Below are 20,246 nucleotides of genomic sequence, written 5' to 3'. Positions count from 1 at the left end.
TTATTCCTTTGGCTTGCTTGTGAGCAGGTCGACGTTCCCGTCGAACTGCCACAGGGGGTTGGGTGCGTCCCCGGTGGGGGTGCGCACCTGGAAGTAGCCGTTCACCTCCTTCGGTCCGTCTCCGTCGGCGACGTACCGCCCGTCCGCGGTGACGTCGAGCTGGTAGATGGCGGTGCCGACGGCGGTCGCGCCGGGGAGATGCCAGGAGACGACGCACCGCCAGTCGTTGCCCGGTCCCTGGTCGACGACGCGGGAGCCGCCCTTGTCGCAGGCCGCGGTCGCCCCCAGTTGGGCCTCGGTGACGTCGGGGCGATGCAGCTCCCGGGTCTGCAGCCGGTAGAGGTGGGCGTACGACGTGGCCAGCGAGTCCTGGAGCTTGACCTGCTCGATCCCCGATCCCGTGGCCGGGGTCGCGCCGGCGAGCACACCGACGGTGAGGGCGACCAGCACGGTCAGCGGCAGCGCCCCCGCCACGAGGACGCGCCGCCCCGACCCGTCGTACGACAGGTCGGTGAAGTCGCGCCGCAGGAACAGCCGGTACGCGAGCGCGGTGGCGGCGACCGCCCAGGCCAGGCTCACCGCGAGCCCGATCAGGAGGGGTCCCGCCTGCACCGGGCTGGTGAAGAGCCCGCGCCAGGCGAGGAAGGCGTGGCTCGGCAGGGCCATCCGTACCGCCACCGGCAGTGGCAGCAGCTGCGCGAGTTGCAGCGCGAAGGCGAGCAGCGCGGGCATCAGCAGCCCCATCGGGGAGCGGCCCAGGGCCACCGAGCCGAGAAGCCCGACCGCGGCGAACGCCAGCGTGGGCACCAGTACGCACGCCCAGGCGAGCAGGACCGTGGTGGCCGCGTCCGACGGGGCGAGCAGACGGCCGTCCAGTCCCGCGAGCGGCCGGTTGCCGACCGCGACGAGCCCGCCCGCGATGCCCGAGCCGGCCAGTCCGGCCACGAGCAGCAGGATCACGGTGAGGCTGGCGAGGCCCTTCGCCAGGAAGATCCGCCGCGGTGAGCGGACCGCCACGAGAAGGTGGCGCCAGGTGCCCAACCGGTCCTCGGCCGCGAAGACGTCGCCGGCGACCAGCGCCGTCAGCAGCGGGAGTGCCCAGGTGCACGAGAAGCCGAGCACGACCAGCGACCCCGCCCAGCCGGTCGCGTTCATCCAGCGGCCGAAGACCGTGTCCGTGGGCAGCGTGCTCTGCTGGCTCACCACGGCCACGAACGCCGCGGGGGCGATCCAGCAGGCCCCGAGCAGCAGCCGGATCCGCCACTGGGAGAGCAGCTTGACCAGCTCGAACCGGTAGCTGGGCAGCATCGGCGCCGGACGGGCGCCGGCCCGGGGCGCGGCTGCGGTCACGGTCGCGGTCATCGGTAATCCTCCTGGTCGGTCTGGGCGGGCACCATTTCCGTCCCGGTCAGGGCTTCCGTCCCGGTCAGGGCCAGGAACGCGGCCTCGAGCGGCGGCACCACGGGCGCGAGTTCGCGTACCGCCACGCCCGCTCCCACGAGCCGCACCACCAACTCGTCGAGGGCCGACACCGGCGCGCGGACGACGAGCGCGTCGGCGTCCGGCGGTTGGGCGCTGTCGCGGCCGGGCAGCACGCGCAGGCCCGGCGTCTCCGCCGCCACCCGCCGGGCGGCCGTCGGGTCGGAGGTACGCAGCCGGTAGTCGAGTTCGTCCCGTTCGGCGGCGAGCTTGCTCACCGGTCCGGAGAAGACGACCCGCCCGGTGGCGAGGATGGTGACCTCGGAGCAGAGCGCGGCGAGGTCGTCCATCCGGTGGCTCGACAGGACCACCGCCGTCCCGGCCGCGGCCAGTCCGGTGAGGACGCGGTGCACGTGGCGTTTGCTGGCGGGGTCCAGACCGTTGGCCGGTTCGTCGAGGACGAGCAGTCGCGGCCCGGTGAGCAGCGCGGCCGCCAGCCCGAGCCGCTGGCGCATCCCCAGCGAGAAGCCCCGGACCGGGTCGTTGGCGACCTCGGTGAGGCCGACCTGCTCCAGCGCGTCGTCGACGCCGGCGGTGCGTCGGGCGTCGTACCCCCGCAGGGCGGCCAGGGCCCAGAGGTTCTGCCGCGGGGTGAGCGAGGGATACAGCCCGGGTCCGTCCACGAAGCCCGCGACGCCGTCGGGTACGGCGAGCGTCCGCCCGACGGGCGTACCGAGGATCTCCAGCTGGCCGCTGTCCGCGACGGCCAGCCCCAACAGCAGGCCGAGGAGGGTGGTCTTGCCCGCGCCGTTCGGTCCGATCAGGCCGTGGATCTGCCCGGCCGCGACGTCCAGGTCGACTCCGTCGAGCGCGACCAGATCGCCGAAGGACTTCGTGATCCCGCGAGCCCGGGCTGCGGGGCTCCTGTCCATGTCGGTTCCCCTTTACATCGTTGCCAGCAGGGGAACTTAAAGATCATGATTTGCGTCGGCGAGGCGGGCAGCCGAACATCCGGCGAATGCCGGCCGAACCGCCCGAGTGCACGGATCACCACACCGGCGGCCTGGTGGCGCACGGCGGCGACAATCGAAGCCCGTGCGACCGCCGCACCTTCCCCGGTACGAACCGATCCTGGTGAGCGAGAGGTCGCGGCCCGGTCTGGAGCTGTTCGGTGCCGTCCTGCACACCCTCCTCGCGGCGCTCCTGCTGGCGGCGGCGACCTATTTCCTCGTGCTCGGGCTGACACTCCAGAACCGTGGAGAGGTCGTCACCGCCCGCGTGATGGAGATCAGGAGAGGCAGCGTGGTCGTGCAGCTGCCTCCGCCGCTGACCCGTGAGGTGACCGTCCGAGCGTGGAAGGGTGGGGTGCCGGTCGGGGGCGATCTGGCGGTGCGGTACGACCCCCGGAAGCCGAGCCGGGCCCTGGACGCCCGGATCGGGATCCCCTGGGGGGAGATGATCGGCTACGTTCTCGCCGCCCTCGCACCGGGCGGCGTCTCCGGGTACGGCGTGGTCGCGCCGGCCCACTACCGCCGCGACCAGGCGGCGGCCAGCTCCGGCAGCGTACGGTCGCCCGAGAGCGCCTCGACCGCGAGCCACTCCAGATCGGACAGGAAGGTCTGGGCCGAGCCCGGGGCGAGGAACCGCCCGTCCGCCGCCAGCGTCAGCCGCGCCTCGTCGACCAGCGCGTTCAGGAAGAGGAAGAACTTCGCGCCCTTCTGCCGGCCGTCACGGTCCAGCGCGGTGACGCTCGTGTGTCGCCGGGCCGCCTCGATCCGAGCGAACAGGTCCGGCCCGCCCCCGCCGTCGCGGCCACCGCCCCCGCCCTCGGCGCGCACCTCGTCGAAGGGGCGGACGTCGTTGATGAAGCAGTAGGCGCCGGCCGCGAGGCCCCGTTCGGCGCGGATGGCGTCGATCCGCTCCTCCAGCAGCAGCGGATCGCACTCGCAGGACTGGTACGCGCGCATGCTCGCCATCCGGGCCCGGGCGAGGAACCCGGCCAGCGGTTCGGCGCCGAGGTCCAGCCGGAGCAGGCCGTTCTGGTTGAAGGCGCCCACGTAGTCCCTGGTCTCGGCGGTGAAGCGGGTCGAGACGATGAGCCGGATGCCGATCCGCGACTCGTTCCGGTAGAAGCCCAGCAGCAGCCCGGTCAGCGCCTGCACGAGCATGGCGAGGCTCGTCCGGTGCCGGTCGGCGAGTTCGCGCAGGGCGAGGCGGAGCGCGCGGGAGGTGATCCGCGCCCACTGTCGGCGCTCGGGACCCGGGTCGACCGAGAGCATGGCGCCGGGCAGTTCCCGGATGCCGTCGGTCCAGTACGCCAGCGCCTGCTCGGCCCGCCGCCGGGCCGCGTCGCTGGTCTCGTACGCGACCCGCCCGCGCGGTTGCAGCGCCCGCGGCGGCAGCTCGGCGCCGTCGGTGAGCAGCAGCCGCAGATCCCGGCCGACGATCTCCACGCTGTACCCGTCCACGGCCAGGTGGTCGAAGACCAACACGACCGCGACCGGGGCGCCGCCGGAGGTGACCACGGCGGCGCGCAGTCGCAGCCCGGCGGCCGGGTCGAACGGACGGGAGCGCAGCCGCGACACCAGCTCGTCCACGACGCGCTCCCGGGGCCGGCCGGCCGTGTCGACCAGCGCGACGTCGAGGCGACCGTGCGGCTCGACCGTCTGTCGCGGCTCGACCGTCTGTCGCGGCTCCGGGTCCGCGGGCGGGGCGAAGCGGGTACGCAGCACCTCGTGGCGCTCCAGCAGCCGGCGCAGCGCGTCCGCGACGTCCCGGGTCGTCCGGCCCGGCGGTACGTCGCCGACGTGGAGCAGGTTGAGCGAGGCGTCACCCGGCGGCAGCCAGCGGACCACCTCCCAGATCGCGAGCTGCCCCCAGGTCAGCGGCCCGCTCCAGCGCTCGCCCGCGCGGAACTCGACCGGCAGCGTCTCCGAGGTCATCCCCGCGCACCCCTCCCCCGGTAGCCGCCCGGCGCGCCGTCGGAGGTGGCCGCCGCCGACGGCGTCGCGGCGTACCCACGCCCGTCCCGTCCGGCCCCGGCGGCTCCCCGAAAATCGCCACGACGATCGTGAATGCTTCCAATCGCCGACCGGCGATGTCAACCGGCGCCGGCGCTCCGGAGGCGCCCCCTATGCGGCCACCACGCGCAGGTCCAGCTCGTAGGTCTGGCCGACGAGGTCGACCCCGAAGCTGTGGTGCGGCTGCTCGTCGGTGAGCCTGAAGCCGCGCCGCAGGTAGATCTGGCGCGCCGCGGCGAGCGGGTGGTTCGTCCAGAGCCGCACCGAGGCGTAGCCGGCGTCGCGGGCGAAGCCGAGGCAGGTGTCGACGAGGTGTCCCCCGAGTCCACGCCCTCGGGCATCGGGATGGACCAGCAGGATGCGCAGCTGCGCGGTCGCGCCGCCGGCCGGCGTCCGTCCACCGTCACCCGCACCGCCGTCGTCGCGCGGACCGGCGGCATCGCGCGGACCGGCCGCGTCGTCCGCGCCCCCGTGACGCGTGCCGGCCTCGTCGGGCGCACCGCCGTCGTCGTCCGCGGCCACGCAGAAGACGCAACCCACCCGTCGGCCGTCGACCTCCGCGATCCAGGCGGCCTCCCGCGACGGGTCGTGGTCGTCGGCGTAGTCCGCCACGATCCGGGCGACGAGCGCCTCGAAGCTGCTGTCCCATCCGTACTCGGCGGCGTAGAGCTCACCGTGCGCCATGATCACCCAACCCAGGTCGCCCGGCTGGCCCAGCCGCCGGACGACGACCTCGGCGCCATCCATCCCGCTCACCTCGCGTCTCGTTGACTGAAACGACTGTTTCAGTGAGGATATCCACATGACCGACGCCGTCAAGCCGCCCTCCGCCCGGCGCGAGGAACTGCTCGAACTCGCGTACGCCTACGTGCTGACGCACGGGCTGGCGGAGATGTCGCTGCGGCCGCTGGCCACCGCCATCGGCTCCAGCCCCCGCGTCCTCCTGCTGCTCTTCGACAGCAAGGACGGGCTGGTACGCGCGCTGCTCGGCCGGGCCCGCGCGGAGGAGCTGGAGCTGTTGGCGCGGCTGCGCCTACGCACCGCCGATCCCGCCGTGGCCGGCACCGGCGCCGCCGTCGCCGAGCTGTGGCGCTGGATGGCGGCCCCCGAACACCGCGGCCTGCTGCTGCTCTGGGCCGAGGCGTACGCCCACTCCCTCGTGGTGCCACGGGGAGCCTGGGCGGACTTCGCGCAGGCGACCGTGCGGGACTGGCTCGACGTGCTGACCGCCGGGGAATCCGCTTCGGCCGAGCGGGCCGACGACCGGCGGGCACGCGCCACCCTCACCCTGGCGGTACTGCGCGGGGCGCTGCTGGACCTGCTCGCCACCGGCGACGTCGCGCGGACGACCGCGGCGGTGCGGCGCTACGTCGACGGGCTGCCGGGGTAGGGCGTACCGGGGTCACCCCGGCCGCCGGTCGGGGGGCGAGTCGGCGGGTGCGGTTGTCTCCGGTCCGGCGGTCGGTTAACGTTGAGGCGGCTCTTCGGCGATTCTGGCGGGTGTCTTCCCGCTGCTGGGAGCCGTCTTCCTGATTCTGGCGGGTATCGCCGTCCGGATGGACGCGGCGGGCGACCGCTCCGACCTCAGCCGCTCGACGAGCGCTCCGCTCGCGCGGTGACCGGCCCCGGAGCACCGTCGGCCCGGGCACACCGAGCCGGCCGGGAGCCCCGCGTACGCGCCGCCTCGCCCGCGCGCGCCGGCCGTCGATCGCCGCCGACGGTTCCACCGGTACGCCGACCAAGTCTCGCCCCGACCGCCGCCCGCGCTCCCGACCGTTTTTCCGCCCGGTCGGGACGGTTTTCCGCCCGGTCGGGACGGGTGGCCGCAGCCGGAGCCGCCGCCTCGTCGAGGCGGGTGGCCGTACCCGGGGGCCGCCGCGTCCGCCGCGACGCGCGGCCCCCGTCCGGAGCCGCACCGGCCCGGACCGCGAAGGTCCCCGGGCGAGCGCCCGCCGCCCGTGCGAAGCGCCGAATCCCTCCACCAACACCGCGAAGTGGGAGTCCAACGCATGACAGACCTCGAATCACGCCGGCCGGACGCCGGCGACCGCGACGGGCTGCTGCCCGTCAGCGGGCTGCTCGACATCCGCGACGACCACGGCCTGGTCCGGGTCGACGGATATCTGCCCGGCCCGGGCGACGCGTACGTGGCGCCGGCCGAGATCCGCCGGTACGGCCTGCGCTCCGGGGACGAGATCACGGGGGCCGCCCGGACGCCGTCGCGGGCGGCCGGACCGTCCGGCGGCAGGAACCGCCGCGACCGGCACGCCCCGCTGGTACGGCTCGACGCGGTGAACGGCGTGGCACCGGCGGAGATCGACCGGCGCCCCGAGTTCTACCGGTTGACTCCGCTGCATCCGACGGAACGGCTGCGGCTGGAGTCCGGGCCGAAGAACCTGACCACCCGGGTCCTCGACCTGCTGGTGCCGATCGGCAAGGGACAGCGGGCGCTGGTCGTCGCGCCGCCGAAGGCCGGCAAGACGGTGGTCCTGCACGCGATCGCCCGGGCCGTCGCCGCGAACCACCCGGAGTGCCACCTGATGGCGGTACTGATCGACGAACGCCCGGAGGAGGTCACCGACATGCGGCGTACGGTCGACGCCGAGATCGTCGCCTCCACGTTCGACCGGCCGCCGGCTGACCACATCGCCGTGGCGGAACTCGCGATCGAGCGGGCGAAGCGCCTCGTCGAGTCGGGACGGGACGTCGTCGTGCTCCTCGACTCGCTGACGCGGCTCGGCCGGGCGTACAACCTGGCGGCGCCGTCGGGCGGGCGGGTCCTCTCGGGCGGCATCGAGGCGGGCGCGCTGCACGGGCCGAAGCGGTTCCTCGGCGCCGCCCGCAACATCGAGCACGGCGGCTCGCTGACGATCATCGCGACCGCGCTGGTGGAGACCGGTTCGACCGGCGACACCCTGATCTTCGAGGAGTTCAAGAGCACCGGCAACAGCGAACTCCGGCTGCTCCGGGCGATGGCGGACCGGCGCGTCTTCCCGGCGGTCGACCTCGACGCCTCCGGGACACGCCGGGAGGAACTGCTGCTCACCCCGGACGAGTTGCCCCTGGTACGGCGGCTGCGCCGGGCGTTGCGCGGGGCGGACTCACCGCAGCGCGGGGAGCAGTTGCTGGAGCGGTTGGGGCGTACCGGCAGCAACGCCGAGTTCCTGCTGCAACTGGCCCGGTCCGCGCCGGCCGCCGACACCGGCCGGGCGGCGCCCCGCGAGCCGGTACCGGCCGCGGTTCCCGGCTGACCGCACCGGCGGTGACCTCGGTCGCGGGGCTGGACGGGTCAGCCGAGGACCAGCGGGAGCCGCGCGGCCAGTTCGCCGAGTCCGGCCCGCTCGGCGGCGGTCGGTGCCCGGCGTCCGGTGCCGACCAGCAGCGCGTCCTCGTCGGAGAGGGGCGCGGGGAACGCGGCCCCGGCGATCTCTTCGAGCATCGCGCGGGAACGGGACAGGCCCTCCGGGGGCGGCCCCGCGACGTCGGGCAGATGGGCGATCAGGTCGAGGTGGTGCAGCGTCCATTCCAGCACGTACGCGGAGAGGTAGTCGCCCGCGGTGAGGACCTGGCCCCGGGTGCCGACCCGCAGGCCCGGGTCGACGAGTCCGGCCGCGCGCCCGGCCGCGGAGCCGACGTCGTCGAGGTGGAACCTGAGCAGCCACGGCTCCTCGTACGCGGCGGCGAGGCGGACGGTCAGCGCGTCGAGCGGGTCGTCGCCGGTCGGGGCCTCGACGACCTCCCAGTAGGTCACCGCGTCGCGGGTCGGCTCGGCGTCCACCGGGGTGGCCAGGGTGATCAGGACGTCCTGCGCGTCGATGACCAGGTGGCAGACGAGGTCGCGGACCAGCCAGCCGGCGCAGCCCGACGGCCGCGCGAAGTCCCGGTCCGGCAGCCCGGCGACCGCCGCGCGCAGCGCCGCCCAGGAGCGCGAGAAGAGGTCCACCACCGGACGTTAACAGCGCGCGCCGGCCCGGCGGGCCTCGCCGGCGACCGCCCGGACGCCGGGTCGCCGGGTCGCCGGGTCGCCGGGTCGCGAGCGGACCGGGCCCGGTCGGCCCGGTGCTCTACGATGCAGACGCGCGAGGGCACGTACGGACTCCGCGCGCAGCGAGGAATCCCGACGAGTTCCGGAGGTCGGGTTGGTCCAGGAGGAGATCCGCCGGCGCAACGTCGGCGCGCTGCTGCGACACGTACACCTGGGCGGGCCGATCTCCCGCGCGGAGCTGGCCGGGCGGATGGGCCTGAACCGCAGCACCATCCTGGCGCTGACCGCGGAACTCACCGCCGCCGGGCTGGTACGGGAGGATCCGGCCACGGAGACCGGCCGCGCCGGACGGCCGTCGCTGGTGGTACGGCCCGAGTCCGGCCGGGTGTACGTGCTCGCCGTCGACGTGGCCGTGGACCGGCTGGTCGCCGCCCGCGTCGGGCTGGGCGGCACGGTGCTGGAGCGCAGGGAGGCGGTACGCCCGCGCGCCGGGGCCGACCTCGACCGCGTGGTCGAGGTGCTCGCGCGGTTCGGCCGCGAACTGCACGGGGCGGCGCCCCCGGAGGCGGTCTGCGTCGGGATCGGCGCGTCGTACTGCGGGATGATCCGGCCGGGCGACGGCATGGTCCGGTTCGGACCCGACATGGGCTGGGTGGACCAGGCTTTCGGCGCCGAACTCGGCCGCCGGCTGGGGCTCGGCCTGCCCGTGGCGGTCGGCAACGAGGCGCACCTGGGCGCCCTGGCCGAGCAGCGACGCGGGGCGGGCGTCGGCTACCAGAACCTGATCTACCTGCACGGGGACGTCGGCGTGGGTGGCGGGATCATCGTCGGCGGCAAGCTGCTCGACGGCGACGGCGGGTACGGCTGCGAGCTGGGCCACATGGTCGTCAACCCGTACGACGGGCGGCCCTGCGGCTGCGGCTCGCACGGCTGCCTGGAGGCGGAGGCCGGCGAGCGGGCGCTGCTCGACGCCGCCGGCCGCCCGGCCGAGCTGTTCGGCCGGTCCGCCGTACGGGAGGTGGTGGCCGACGCGGACGGCGGCGACGCGGCGGCCTCGGCGGCGCTGCGCCGCATCGGCGACTGGCTCGGCATCGGGGTCGCCAATCTGATCAACCTGTTCAACCCGGGGGTCGTCATCTTCGGCGGGATGCAGCGCGACGTGTACCCGGGGACGGCGCCGCAGGTCCGCGCCCGGATCGCGGCCAACGTGCTGCCGGTCGCCCGGGAGCGGGTACGGCTGCGCACGTCGGCGCTCGCCGACGACGCCACCCTGATCGGCGCCGCCGAACTCGGCTTCGCCCGCCTGCTCGCCGACCCGCTCGGCACGCTGGCCCGCGTGGCGCCCCGGCCCCGCTCCGGCTGCCGCGTGCCGTAACCACCGACCGCGTCGCGTGACAGCGACCGGTCCCCTGATCACCGACCGCGTCGCGTGGTCGGCGGCCGTGTGCCGTGACCACCGGCTACGGGACGGTGCGTCAACTCACATGCTGTTGCACATATGTTGCAACAGCAAAGATGATCATTTTAGGGTGGGCGGGCCAGCATCCCGGCAGCCAGTTTCACCTGCGAGGCGCCCCATGAGCAGCAGCACCACCCCGGCCCCGCCGCGCTCCGCCCGGCGCGGGCGACTCACGGCCGCGGAGTGGCGCAGCGTCGCCGGCATGACCGCGGTGGTGATCGTCCTGCACGTCGTCGGCTGGGTGACCCTCGTGGCGCTGGTCGCCCCGCAGCGCTACGTCGTCGGGCACGAGGTCTTCGGGATCGGCCTGGGGCTGACCGCGTACACGCTCGGCATGCGGCACGCCTTCGACGCCGACCACATCGCGGCGATCGACAACACCACCCGCAAGCTCATGGCCGACGGCAAGCGCCCGCTCTCGGTCGGATTCTGGTTCTCGCTGGGCCACTCCTCGATCGTCTTCGGCCTCTGCCTGCTGCTGTCGTTCGGCATCCGGACCCTCGCCGGCCAGCTCGGCGACGACGACTCGACCCTGCACCAGGTCACCGGGGTCTTCGGTACCGCCGTCTCCGGCACCTTCCTGGTCGTCATCGGGGTCGTCAACCTGGTGGTGCTGGTGGGCATCCTGCGCGTCTTCCGGGCGATGCGCGGCGGCTCCTACGACGAGGCCGAGCTGGAGGAGCAGCTGAACCGGCGCGGCCTGATGAACCGGATCCTCGGCGGGGCCACCCGGGCCGTGACGAAGCCCTGGCACATGTACCCGGTCGGGCTGCTCTTCGGCTTCGGCTTCGACACCGCCACCGAGGTGGGCCTGCTGGTCATCGCCGGCGGCGCCGCCGCGTCCAGCCTGCCCTGGTACGCCATCCTCACCCTGCCGGTCCTCTTCGCCGCCGGCATGAGCCTGCTCGACTCGATCGACGGCTCGTTCATGAACTTCGCCTACGGTTGGGCCTTCTCGAAGCCCGTCCGCAAGGTCTACTACAACATCACCATCACCGGTCTCTCGGTCGCGGTAGCCCTGATCATCGGCGTGATCGAACTCGTCTCGATCCTGGCCGAGAAGCTCGCGATCACCGACGGTCCGGTCGGCTGGATCGCCGGACTCGACCTCAACCTGGTCGGCTACGTCATCGTCGGGCTCTTCTTCGTCACCTGGATCGTCGCGCTCGGCGTGTGGCGCTTCGGCCGCATCGAGCAGCGGTGGAACCGGCACCTGGCGCCGGCCAACCCGACGGAGTGAACGCGGCGCCCGCCGGGCCGGACGCTCCCACGGGTGCGGGCCCGCGCGCTACTGCCAGGTCGCGGTGTCGGGGTCGATGCCGTGGGCGCGCGCGCTGGCGTCGACGCTCTGCCGGAACCATGTGGCGAGGCCGGCACGGATGCCGTTGTAGTGGGCCGCGAACGCCGGATCGGCCTCGTACGCGCGGGCGAGACAGACCTGCATCTGCCTGGTGAGCGGAAAGTACGAGGTGAAGACCGCGCGGTGCCGCTCGACGAGTCGGTTCGCCTCCGGGCTACCCGGTGCGACGCCGGCGTCCATCGCGGCCGCGAGGGCGCGGTCGAGGTCGGCGACGGTCTCGGCGACGGCCTGCCACTCCTCCGGGCCGCGGGAGGCCGCGCGTTCGGCGTACTGCCGCCACTGCGCCGTGTCCCCGTAGCGCTGACGGGCCTGGGCGGGCCAGTCCGGGTTCCACCGGGGGCCGAAGATCGCGGCCTGCTGCTCGACGGTGAGCAGCAGGCCGCGCTCGTGTGCCTCGATCATCCGATCCAGGCCGGCGCTGAGCTGCTGGAGGCGGTCGATCCGGTGGGCGACCTGGGCGCGCTGCGCGCGCAGTGCGGCGGGCACGTCCACGGCCGACTCGTCCAGGATGTCCCGGATCCCGTCCAGGCCGAGACCGATCTCCCGGTAGCCGACGATGCGCTGTAGGCGTTCCAGGTCGGCGGCGGTGTAGAGCCGGTATCCGGCAGCCGTGCGCAGCGACGGTCGCGCCAGCCCGATCTCGTCCCAGTGGTGCAGCGCGCGGACCGTCACGCCCAGCCGCGTCGAGACCTGACCGACGGTCAGGCCGTCGGCGTCGGTGGTGTCAGGCACGCTCGCCATTGTCGCCGCGGCCGACCCCCGGTGGCCTGATCCCGACGGCTTCGAGGTCGCGCGCCTCCTGACTGGCCGGGTCGAAGGGCTTCGCCGCGGTGAACACGACCCGTGCCTTCTCGGGGGTGATCACCTCCACGTCGCGGGTGTTCCACGGGGTGTCCCGTGGGCCGTCGACCGCGTTCGGGTCCAACGCGCGAACGGCCTCGACGAGGGAGTCGACCTGGCCGAGCACGCACGCGAAGCTGACGCTCATCGCCGGTGGCCGCGCCGGAACGCTCGCCGCCGAGACGAGGAGTACGTCCTGGAACGCCCACCGGCGCAGATGGACGAGCCGACCGGGGATGCCGAACAGCTCGAAGAACCCGAGCCCACGAATCCAGAAGTCCACCGACGCCGGCAGGTCGCCCGTGGGGATCGTGACGAACGCGGGCATTCCGTAGATGCCCCGGAACGGCTCCGGCGCGACCGCGTCCGGGCCGGGCGTCGGGACGGGACTCATCTCGAAGGCGTCGTAGTAGTCGCTCATGCGCCCCACCCTCGAGCCTCACGCAACGTCAGGGTCAAGCCGGATCCGCGAGTCCGGCCCGGGCCCCGCGATGCGGGACGTCGCGGCCGGCGGCCGGAACTGCCCGCATTTCCGGGCGGACGGTATAGTCCGGCGATTGAGCCGTCATCCCCCGTGGCGCGCCGTACGTCGCCGACGCCGATCGATGGAGGAAGCCGCATGTCTCAGGGCGAGGGACTGTTCGACCTGCGAGAGGAGCGGAACTCGCGACCGAACTTCGAGTCCACGCTGCGCGGCTACGACAAACGACAGGTGGACCAGTACGTGTCCCACGTGGTGGGTGAGGTCTCCAAGCTGGCGGCGGACCGCGAACTCGCGTACGGGCAGATCCAGCACCTGAACGCGCAGCTGGCGCAGCTCCAGGCGGAGTTGGCCGAGCTGCGGGAGCGGCCGGCGCAGCCGGACCGGGCGACCGTGAGCGACGTGGGCCCGCTGGTCCACCAGATCCTGAGCCTGGCCGACCGGCAGGCCGAGCAGGTGCTGACCGAGGCCGCCCAGTCCGCCGCCGATCGGCAGGCCGAGGCGGAGCGGCTGCTCGCCGAGACCCGCGAGCAGGCCGAGCAGATCCGCAACGAGGGCGAGACCGCCCGGGAACGCGCCGAGCAGGAGGCGAAGCGGATCGCCGAGGAGAGCGCGCGCCTGCTGCAGCAGGCCCGCAGCGAGGCCGAGTCGATGGTGAAGGCGGCCCGCGCCCAGACCCAGCAGGAGGTCGAGGCGGCCCGCGCCCAGACCCAGCAGGAACTGCTGCAGTGGAAGACCAACATCGAGCGGGAGATCGCCGAACGGCAGGAGGCGGCCGAGGCGGAGCTGAACCGCCGCCGTACCCTCTCCGAGCAGCGCAACAACGCGCTCCAGGCGGAGGCGCAGCAGTACGCGGCCGACCTGCGTCGCCGCGCCGAGGAGCAGGCCGCCGCGAACGAGCAGCAGCTCACGGTCATCCAGGAGGAGATCGAGGCGCGCCAGCAGGCGCTGGCCCAGTTGCAGGCCGCGCAGGAGCAGGCCCAGCAGCGGCTGGCCCAGGCGCGCGGCGAGAAGGCGACGGTGGAGCGCGACGTCGTCCAGTTGCAGCAGCGCCTCGGTGAGGTGCGCCAGGACCTGGCCGCCGACCTGAACCGGCTGGAGGAGGCGCGGCAGGCGGCGGACTCCGCCGAGCGCCATGCCATCGAGGTACGGGCCCGGGTGCAGCGCGAGGCGAAGCGGGTGGCCGACCGGGCCGCTGCCGCCGTGATCGCCGCCGCCGCGATCAGCGCCGAGACCGGCGAGTACCGGATGGTGGTGGTCCCGCGCAACGGGAACGGCAACGGCAACGGCAGCCACGCGGCGGTGGAGACGACGACCGAGCAGCCCACCATCGAGGGTCCGGCCGCGCCCGCCCGCGAGCCGGAGCCTCTGCCACAGCCACAGCCGTACGTCGGCGAGCACAGCCAGCCCTAGCGTGCCGGGCGTGACGTCCGGCCCAGTTCGGCCCGGTCCGCCCCGCCCGGTCGACCCGGCCTGCTCGGGTCAGGCGGCCGCGAGGTGGACGACGAACCGGCAGCCGTCGCCGGTGTTCTGGACGTCGACCCGGCCGCCGTGCGCCTCGACCAGCCCGCGGACGATCGCCAACCCGAGCCCGCCCGAGGCGCCACCACCGCTGTTCGCCTGCGCCGGGGTACGGGCCGGCTCGCCCCGGAACGCCACCTCGAACAGTCGCGGCAGGTCCGCCGGCGGGATGCCGCCGCAGGTGTCGCTCACCGCGAGCCAGGCGGCATCCCGTTCGCGCCCCGCCTCGATCCGGACCGTACCGTCGGGCGGGGTGTAGCGGACCGCGTTGAGCAGCAGGTTCGCGATCACCCGGGCCAGCTCGGGCTCGCTGGCCGCCACCGTCGGCCACCCCGACTCGGCGGCGACCAGCCGGATCCGCCGGGCCGCGGCCAGCGGCGCGGCGCCCGCCAGCGCGTCCGAGACGACCTCGCCGAGCGGTACGGCGGTCAGCGACAGCTGCAGCGCCCCCGCGTTGATCCGGGACAGCTCGAACAGGTCGTCGACGAGGCGGGTCATCCGGTCGGTCTCCCGCCGGATCCGGCGGTGGTACTCCCCGACCGTCTCCGGGTCGCTGACGATCCGGTCCTCCAGCGCCTCGGCCATCGCGCGCAGCCCGGCGAGCGGGGTACGCAGGTCGTGCGAGACCCAGGCCACCAGGTCCCGCCGGCCCTTCTCCAGCCGCCGTTCCCGTTCCCGGGCCTGGTCGGCCCAGACCGCCGCGAGCGCCAGCCGCCGCCCGAAGTGCCCGCCGACGGCGAGGCTGACGGTCGCCGCCGCCGCGACGGTTATCAGGACCACCTCCAGGTCGTGCCGGGAGAGGAACATCGCCTCGGCGACCGCCGCCACCCCGACCACGACCGCGACCACCGTGACCGTGAGCAGCACGCAGAGGTGCACCGTGATCGAGGTGTGCCGGAGGAAGCGCAGCAGCAGCGCGCCCGCGAGACCGACGACGAGCGCGGCGCCCAGGGCGATCGCGAAGATCAGCGCGAGGTCACGCATCGGCGGGCTGGTAGCGGTAGCCGACACCCCATACCGTGACGATCCGGCGCGGTACGGCCGGATCCGCCTCGATCTTCTCCCGCAACCGCCGTACGTGCACCGTCACCGTCGACTGGTCGCCGAAGTTCCACCCCCAGACCTGTTCGAGCAGCTCGGCCCGGGTGAAGACCCGGGACGGGTGCCGTACCAGGTGGGTGAGCAGGTCGAACTCCCGCAGCGTCAGCACCAGTTCCCGCCCGGCCAGGTACGCCAGGCGCGGCCCGGTCCGCACCACCAGGTCGCCGTCGGTGAGCACCTCGGGCTCGGCGCCTGTCGGCTCGCCGCCCGAGCGCCGCAGCACGGACCCCACCCGTAGCACCAGTTCGCGCGGTGAGAACGGTTTGGTCAGGTAGTCGTCCGCGCCGAGTTGCAGGCCGAGCACCCGGTCCGCCTCGTCGCCGAGCGCCGTCAGCATGATGATCGGTACGCCGCCCGGGGTGGCCCGCAGCTCGCGGCAGACCTGCAGGCCGCCCATCCCGGGCAGCATCAGGTCGAGTACGACCAGGTGCGGCGCCTGCCGGGCGACCGCGGCCAGGGCGGCCCTCCCGTCGCCCACGTGGCTGACCTGGTAGCCGGCGTACTCCAGGTACCGGCAGACCACGTCGCTGACGGTCTGGTCGTCGTCTACCACCAGGACGCGCTGCGTCACCCCCGGACCCCCGCACGCCCGGGCCGCCGTCCGCTCGCGCGCGCCAGATTCGCAGCCATCGGACCAGCGTAGCCACGTCGCGGCGCGGTCCCGCCCGGCCAGATCTTGCGAGATGCTTACGACCGTCCCGCGAAGCGCCGCCCGGCCTCCGGCACGTCCTACGGTGGGGCGAATGCGGATACTTGTCACCGGTGCCGCCGGTTTCATCGGCTCGCACGTCGCCGATCTGCTCGCCGAGGACGGGCACGAGGTCGTCGCGCTGGACGCGCTGCTACCCGAGGCGCACGGCGGGACGGCGCCGCCCTGGGCCGTGCGGCACAGGCTGGTCACGGGCGACGTGCGGGACGTCGAGCTGCTCGGCGGCCTGCTGCGCGGGGTCGACGCGGTCTGCCACCAGGCGGCGATGGTCGGACACGGGCTGGACCCGTCGGACGCGCCCGGGTACGCCGCGCACAACGACCTGGGCACCGCCTCGCTGCTGGCGGCGATGCACGCGGCGGGCGTACGCCGCCTGGTGCTGGCCAGCTCGATGGTGGTCTACGGCGAGGGGCGGTACCACTGCGACGCGCACGGCGTGGTCCGGCCGGCCGGGCGGCGACCGGCCGACCTGACCGCTGGCCGGTACGAGCCGGTATGTCCGGACTGTGGCGCCCGCCTGCGGCCGGGCCTGGTGCCCGAGGACGCGCCGCTGGAACCGCGGAGCACGTACGCCGCCACGAAGCTGGCCCAGGAACACCTCGCGGCGGCGTGGGCCCGGCAGACCGGCGGCGGGGTCTGGGCGCTGCGCTACCACAACGTGTACGGGCCCAGGATGCCGCGGGACACCCCGTACGCCGGGGTGGCGTCGATCTTCCGGTCGGCGCTGGCGGGCGGCGCGGCGCCCCGGGTGCTGGAGGACGGCCGGCAACGGCGCGACTTCGTGCACGTGACGGACGTGGCGCGCGCGAACGTGCTGGCCCTCACCGCTCCGGCGCCGGACGGCCTGGTCCCGCTGAACGTCTGCTCGGGCGAGCCGCACACCGTCGGGGAGCTGGCCCGGGAACTCGCGGCGGCGATGGGCGGTCCGGCCCCGGTCGTGGTCGGCGGGGGCCGGCCGGCGGACGTGCGGCACGTGGTGGCCGATCCGGCCCGGGCCGCGCGGCTGCTCGGCTTCTCCGCGCGCACCGGGTTCGCCGAGGGCGTGGCCGCCTTCGCCACCGCGCCGCTGCGGGCGCCCGCGGCCCGGTCAGGACACCGTCCACAGTAGGTGGTTCACCGCCAGCGCGGTGGCGGCCTGGGCCGCCAGCCACCCGCGGCGGTGTCCGCGCGGCAGGTGTGCCGTGGCGACCAGCAGCCAGACCTCGAACGGCAGCCAGATCCGCTCCACCTCCGCCTTGCTCAGCGCGGACAGGTCGGCGGCGACCACCACCACGGCCGCCGCGATCGGCAACCACGCCGCCGGTCGGCTCGTCACCCGGCGCCACAGCGCCGCGCGCGCGGCCGGATCCCGCCACGCCGCGCGCAGGCCCCGGTCCCGCCACGCCGCGCGCAGGCCCCGGTCCCGCCACGCCTTGCGCGCGGCCGGATCCCGCCACGCCGCCGGCGTGCGCCACCGCCACGGGCGGCCCGCCGATGGCCGGTCGGTCCGGGCGGGCAGGACGGCCACGACCGCGCGGCGCAGCGCCGGCCCGAGCACCGGACCCGCCGAGAGCAGCAGCGCGGCCAGGTTCGCCCAGACCCAGTAGCCGTACGGGCGCTCGGCGCCCCAGCCCTGGTAGTACCGGCGCACCACCAGGTGGTACCCGTCGAGCCACCAGAATCCGGCGAACGAGAACGCGCCGACGACGAGCGCCACCGCGCCGGCGGCGACCGCCAGCACGCCGAGCCGGTCCCGGGGCCGCAGCGCCACCACCGTCAACGCCAGCACGCCGACCAGCAGGAACCCGTACGACAGGTAGAGCGCGAAACCCAACAGCAGCCCGCCCGGTACGGCCGCCCACCGGCCGCGCGACGTCAGCAGCGCCAGCCCGGCGGCGACCACCGCGGCGAAGATCCCGTCCGCGGACGCGCCGATCCAGACCGCGCCGGGGAAGAGCACCAGGAACGGCCAGGCGGCGCGGGCCGCCTCCTCGGCCCCCAGCCCGCGCAGGGCCGCCGGTACCGACACCGACACGGTGGCCCCGAGCGCCACGCACGCGACACCGGCGGCGGTGCCCCCGCCCAGCCCGATCCGGTCCAGCCAGACGAAGATCAGCAGCGCGCCCGGTGGATGGCCGGCGGTGTGGGTGGACCACGAGCCCGGCTGGAAGTCGAGGATGCGCCCGGCGAATCCGGCGAGCATCGCCCGGACGTCGGTCACCCCGGCGACCTCGTGCAGGTACTCGGCCTGCGGCGTCAGCTTGCTGGTCAGCCCGGCCGACCAGCCGTCGACCAGGGCTAGCGACAGCGTCCAGGCCAGCGCGGCGAGGTAGCCGGCGGCGAGCAGTCGCGGCCACGGCGCGTACCGGGCCCAGCGGGGTCCCCACCAGACGAGCACCACGGCGACCAGCACCGCGGCCGGGGTGCCCCAGCCGGCGTGCGGCCGCCAGATCGCGTAGAGCGGGGCGGCGTCGGCGTAGAGCCGTACGCCGCGCCGGTTGAGCAGCGCACCGGCGGCGACCGCCGCGCCGAGCAGCGCGACCTCGACCGCGACGGTGAACAGGTCGGCGTGCCGGCGTCGTACCGGCCGGGTGATGGTGGTCATGGCGACGGCCGACGATACGAGCCCCTCCGCCCGGCCCGGAAGGGCGGCGCGGCCGACGTCAGCGACTCGTAAGGAACCGGTACGGCGTAAGGGATCCGTAAGGGCGCGACCGGCCCGCCCGTACCCCGTGCGGACCTAGCGTGACCGGCATGAACGCAACGATCGCCGTGGTGCTGCCGTGCCTGGACGAGGCGGCGGCCCTCCCGGCCGTGCTGACCGGACTGCCGCCGGGATACCGGGCCGTCGTGGTCGACAACGGCTCCACCGACGGTTCGCCCGAGATCGCCGCCCGGTACGGGGCGCGGGTCGTCCCCGAGCCCCGGCGCGGCTACGGCGCCGCCGTCCACACCGGCCTGCTGGCGGCGGAGGCCGACCTGGTCTGCGTGCTCGACGCGGACGGCTCGTTCGACCCGGGCGAGCTGCCGTCGCTGGTCGCGCCCGTGGCCGAGGGCTGGGCGGACCTCTCCGTCGGCCGCCGGCGCCCGGTCTCCGCCGACGCCTGGCCGTGGCACGCCCGGGCCGGAAACGCGCTGGTCGCGGCGCTGCTGCGGCGCCGGGGCGTGCCGGTACGCGACATCAGCCCGGTCCGGGTGGCCCGCCGGGAACCGCTGCTGCGGCTCGGCGTCGCGGACCGCGCCTTCGGCTACCCGCTGGAGCTGTTGCTGCGCGCGGCGGCGCACGGGTGGCGGATCGTCGAGCGGGACGTCCGCTACGCGCCCCGGGCCGTGGGGACGAGGTCGAAGGTCTCCGGCTCGCTGCGGGGCACCCTGCGCGCCACCCGGGACTTCGCCTCGGTGCTGCGCGACGGCGCCGGGGTCGCCCGGTGAGCGCCGCGGAGCGGCAGCCGACGAACGCCACGGTGCGGCGGCCGACGAGCGCCACGGTGCGGCCGCCGACACGCACCGGGCGGCCGACCGGTCGAGACGCGGTCCTGCTCGTGGTCGCGAAGGCGCCCGTACCGGGGCTGGCCAAGACCCGGCTCTGTCCACCCGCGAGCCCCGTGCAGGCGGCCGACATCGCCGCCGCGGCGCTGCTCGACACCCTCGCGACGGTACGCGCCACCGGATCGACCATCCCCGTGCTCGCGCACACCGGCGAGTTCGCCGCCGCCCGGTACGCCGCGGAGCTGGCCGCCGCGCTCTCCGGCTGGCACCTGCTGCCGCAGCGGGGCGACACCTTCGCCGACCGGCTCGCGAACGCGCACGCCGACGCCGGGGCGGCCTTCCCCGGCCGGCCCGTGCTGCAGATCGGCATGGACACACCCCAGGTACGCCCGGCCGTGCTCGCGGCGGCGCTGCGCCGGCTCGCCCGGCACGATGCGGTGCTCGGCCCGGCCGACGACGGCGGCTGGTGGGCGCTGGGGCTGCGCGATCCCGCACACGCCACGGCGCTGCGCGGCGTACCGATGTCGACCGGCGAGACCGGCCGGCGCACCGTGGCCGCGCTGGCCGGGCGCGGGCTGCGCCCCGCCACCCTGCCGGTCCGGTGCGACGTCGACGACTGGGCCGCCGCGCGGGCGGTCGCCGCCGAGGTGCCGCGGGGCCGGTTCGCCCGGGCGGTGCAGGCGGTGGAGGAGCGGCTGGTACGGGAGGTGCGGCGGTGAACCAGGCGGCGATCCAGCGGGCGGCACCGGGGTCCGCCGCGCCCGATGACCCAGGGACCGCGCCCGATGACCCACGGGACCTGGGCGGCTTCGAGGCGGTGCTCGGCGGTCTCCGCCGGCCGGCCGGCGGACTCGCCGCGCCCGTTACCCCCGGGCGGCCGGGC

Annotated in this window: 17 protein-coding genes and 1 pseudogene; 8 read left to right on the top strand and 10 right to left on the bottom strand. The window is 74.9% G+C overall.

The window, feature by feature from the left end:
* The 4 genes from AB0J86_RS25150 to AB0J86_RS25135 form a co-directional block, all read right to left on the bottom strand.
* Positions 1–1,362, bottom strand: coding sequence for an ABC transporter permease (locus tag AB0J86_RS25150; protein WP_363860059.1), 1,362 nt, complete (start codon positions 1,360–1,362; stop codon positions 1–3).
* On the bottom strand, positions 1,359–2,351 hold the full coding sequence (locus AB0J86_RS25145) for an ABC transporter ATP-binding protein (protein ID WP_363860058.1): 993 nt from the start codon (positions 2,349–2,351) through the stop codon (positions 1,359–1,361). The genes AB0J86_RS25150 and AB0J86_RS25145 overlap by 4 nt, the downstream gene beginning before the upstream one ends.
* Before the next feature lie 594 nt (positions 2,352–2,945).
* Positions 2,946–4,361 (bottom strand): condensation domain-containing protein, encoded by a 1,416-nt coding sequence (locus AB0J86_RS25140; RefSeq protein WP_363860057.1) that lies wholly within the window; start codon positions 4,359–4,361, stop codon positions 2,946–2,948.
* A gap of 189 nt (positions 4,362–4,550) precedes the next feature.
* Complete coding sequence (locus tag AB0J86_RS25135) at positions 4,551–5,186, bottom strand: GNAT family N-acetyltransferase (RefSeq protein WP_363860118.1); 636 nt, start codon at positions 5,184–5,186, stop codon at positions 4,551–4,553.
* 55 nt (positions 5,187–5,241) lie between these two features.
* Between AB0J86_RS25135 and AB0J86_RS25130 the strand changes: the two genes are divergently transcribed.
* Together AB0J86_RS25130 and rho are read left to right on the top strand one after the other, a co-directional pair.
* A complete protein-coding gene (locus AB0J86_RS25130) occupies positions 5,242–5,829 on the top strand; it encodes a TetR/AcrR family transcriptional regulator (RefSeq protein ID WP_363860056.1) in 588 nt (195 codons plus the stop codon).
* A 667-nt stretch (positions 5,830–6,496) separates the two neighbouring features.
* Positions 6,497–7,690 (top strand): annotated as a pseudogene (gene rho, locus AB0J86_RS25125) (transcription termination factor Rho); the annotation flags it as partial.
* 38 nt (positions 7,691–7,728) lie between these two features.
* Here the strand turns inward: rho and AB0J86_RS25120 are convergent.
* The gene (locus AB0J86_RS25120) at positions 7,729–8,382 is read right to left on the bottom strand and encodes a maleylpyruvate isomerase N-terminal domain-containing protein (protein ID WP_363860055.1); all 654 of its coding nucleotides are present in this window, start codon (positions 8,380–8,382) and stop codon (positions 7,729–7,731) included.
* A gap of 196 nt (positions 8,383–8,578) precedes the next feature.
* Here AB0J86_RS25120 and AB0J86_RS25115 point away from each other — a divergent pair, with 196 nt between their 5' ends.
* Positions 8,579–9,799 (top strand): ROK family transcriptional regulator, encoded by a 1,221-nt coding sequence (locus AB0J86_RS25115; RefSeq protein ID WP_363860054.1) that lies wholly within the window; start codon positions 8,579–8,581, stop codon positions 9,797–9,799.
* A gap of 202 nt (positions 9,800–10,001) precedes the next feature.
* Complete coding sequence (locus tag AB0J86_RS25110) at positions 10,002–11,123, top strand: HoxN/HupN/NixA family nickel/cobalt transporter (RefSeq protein ID WP_363860053.1); 1,122 nt, start codon at positions 10,002–10,004, stop codon at positions 11,121–11,123.
* 48 nt (positions 11,124–11,171) lie between these two features.
* Here AB0J86_RS25110 and AB0J86_RS25105 read toward each other — a convergent pair whose 3' ends face one another.
* Together AB0J86_RS25105 and AB0J86_RS25100 are read right to left on the bottom strand one after the other, a co-directional pair.
* Positions 11,172–11,975 (bottom strand): MerR family transcriptional regulator, encoded by an 804-nt coding sequence (locus AB0J86_RS25105; RefSeq protein WP_363860052.1) that lies wholly within the window; start codon positions 11,973–11,975, stop codon positions 11,172–11,174.
* The gene (locus AB0J86_RS25100; protein WP_363860051.1) at positions 11,968–12,504 is read right to left on the bottom strand and encodes a VOC family protein; all 537 of its coding nucleotides are present in this window, start codon (positions 12,502–12,504) and stop codon (positions 11,968–11,970) included. Before AB0J86_RS25100 ends, AB0J86_RS25105 begins: the two co-directional genes overlap by 8 nt.
* A 198-nt stretch (positions 12,505–12,702) precedes the next feature.
* Here AB0J86_RS25100 and AB0J86_RS25095 point away from each other — a divergent pair, with 198 nt between their 5' ends.
* Positions 12,703–13,977, top strand: a complete 1,275-nt coding sequence (locus AB0J86_RS25095) for a hypothetical protein (protein WP_363860050.1) — start codon at positions 12,703–12,705, stop codon at positions 13,975–13,977.
* Between the two features lie 69 nt (positions 13,978–14,046).
* Here the strand turns inward: AB0J86_RS25095 and AB0J86_RS25090 are convergent, their stop codons facing one another.
* Together AB0J86_RS25090 and AB0J86_RS25085 are read right to left on the bottom strand one after the other, a co-directional pair.
* The gene (locus AB0J86_RS25090) at positions 14,047–15,069 is read right to left on the bottom strand and encodes an ATP-binding protein (RefSeq protein ID WP_363860049.1); all 1,023 of its coding nucleotides are present in this window, start codon (positions 15,067–15,069) and stop codon (positions 14,047–14,049) included.
* Complete coding sequence (locus AB0J86_RS25085; protein ID WP_363860048.1) at positions 15,062–15,757, bottom strand: response regulator transcription factor; 696 nt, start codon at positions 15,755–15,757, stop codon at positions 15,062–15,064. Before AB0J86_RS25085 ends, AB0J86_RS25090 begins: the two co-directional genes overlap by 8 nt.
* Before the next feature lie 172 nt (positions 15,758–15,929).
* On the opposite strand from AB0J86_RS25085, the gene AB0J86_RS25080 reads away from it, so the two are divergent.
* Positions 15,930–17,003 carry an NAD-dependent epimerase/dehydratase family protein gene (locus AB0J86_RS25080; RefSeq protein ID WP_363860047.1) on the top strand — a complete coding sequence of 358 codons (1,074 nt, stop codon included), beginning with the start codon at positions 15,930–15,932 and terminating at the stop codon, positions 17,001–17,003.
* Here the strand turns inward: AB0J86_RS25080 and AB0J86_RS25075 are convergent.
* A complete protein-coding gene (locus AB0J86_RS25075; protein WP_363860046.1) occupies positions 16,983–18,479 on the bottom strand; it encodes a hypothetical protein in 1,497 nt (498 codons plus the stop codon). The genes AB0J86_RS25080 and AB0J86_RS25075 overlap by 21 nt on opposite strands.
* A gap of 149 nt (positions 18,480–18,628) precedes the next feature.
* On the opposite strand from AB0J86_RS25075, the gene AB0J86_RS25070 reads away from it, so the two are divergent.
* Positions 18,629–19,306, top strand: coding sequence for a glycosyltransferase family 2 protein (locus AB0J86_RS25070; RefSeq protein WP_363860045.1), 678 nt, complete (start codon positions 18,629–18,631; stop codon positions 19,304–19,306).
* 56 nt (positions 19,307–19,362) lie between these two features.
* Positions 19,363–20,082: a DUF2064 domain-containing protein gene (locus tag AB0J86_RS25065; RefSeq protein WP_363860117.1), complete on the top strand. Its 720-nt coding sequence runs from the start codon at positions 19,363–19,365 to the stop codon at positions 20,080–20,082.
* The last annotated feature ends 164 nt before the right edge of the window (positions 20,083–20,246 follow it).

Origin of the sequence: Micromonospora sp. NPDC049559, assembly GCF_040676675.1 — a bacterium.
GTDB lineage: Bacteria > Actinomycetota > Actinomycetes > Mycobacteriales > Micromonosporaceae > JBFAPK01.
The sequence above is the reverse complement of the archived record's forward strand: the minus strand, read 5'-3'. Positions and strand labels throughout refer to the sequence as shown.

Excerpts from the sequence above, each read along its gene's own strand:
- AB0J86_RS25130 (WP_363860056.1), top strand. The coding sequence starts at position 5,242 with ATGACCGACGCCGTCAAGCCGCCCTCCGCCCGGCGCGAGGAACTGCTC.
- AB0J86_RS25140 (WP_363860057.1), bottom strand. The coding sequence starts at position 4,361 with ATGACCTCGGAGACGCTGCCGGTCGAGTTCCGCGCGGGCGAGCGCTGG.
- AB0J86_RS25150 (WP_363860059.1), bottom strand. The coding sequence starts at position 1,362 with ATGACCGCGACCGTGACCGCAGCCGCGCCCCGGGCCGGCGCCCGTCCG.
- AB0J86_RS25135 (WP_363860118.1), bottom strand. The coding sequence starts at position 5,186 with ATGGATGGCGCCGAGGTCGTCGTCCGGCGGCTGGGCCAGCCGGGCGAC.
- AB0J86_RS25145 (WP_363860058.1), bottom strand. The coding sequence starts at position 2,351 with ATGGACAGGAGCCCCGCAGCCCGGGCTCGCGGGATCACGAAGTCCTTC.
- AB0J86_RS25070 (WP_363860045.1), top strand. The coding sequence starts at position 18,629 with ATGAACGCAACGATCGCCGTGGTGCTGCCGTGCCTGGACGAGGCGGCG.
- AB0J86_RS25080 (WP_363860047.1), top strand. The coding sequence starts at position 15,930 with ATGCGGATACTTGTCACCGGTGCCGCCGGTTTCATCGGCTCGCACGTC.
- AB0J86_RS25075 (WP_363860046.1), bottom strand. The coding sequence starts at position 18,479 with ATGACCACCATCACCCGGCCGGTACGACGCCGGCACGCCGACCTGTTC.
- AB0J86_RS25110 (WP_363860053.1), top strand. The coding sequence starts at position 10,002 with ATGAGCAGCAGCACCACCCCGGCCCCGCCGCGCTCCGCCCGGCGCGGG.
- AB0J86_RS25090 (WP_363860049.1), bottom strand. The coding sequence starts at position 15,069 with ATGCGTGACCTCGCGCTGATCTTCGCGATCGCCCTGGGCGCCGCGCTC.
- AB0J86_RS25095 (WP_363860050.1), top strand. The coding sequence starts at position 12,703 with ATGTCTCAGGGCGAGGGACTGTTCGACCTGCGAGAGGAGCGGAACTCG.
- AB0J86_RS25100 (WP_363860051.1), bottom strand. The coding sequence starts at position 12,504 with ATGAGCGACTACTACGACGCCTTCGAGATGAGTCCCGTCCCGACGCCC.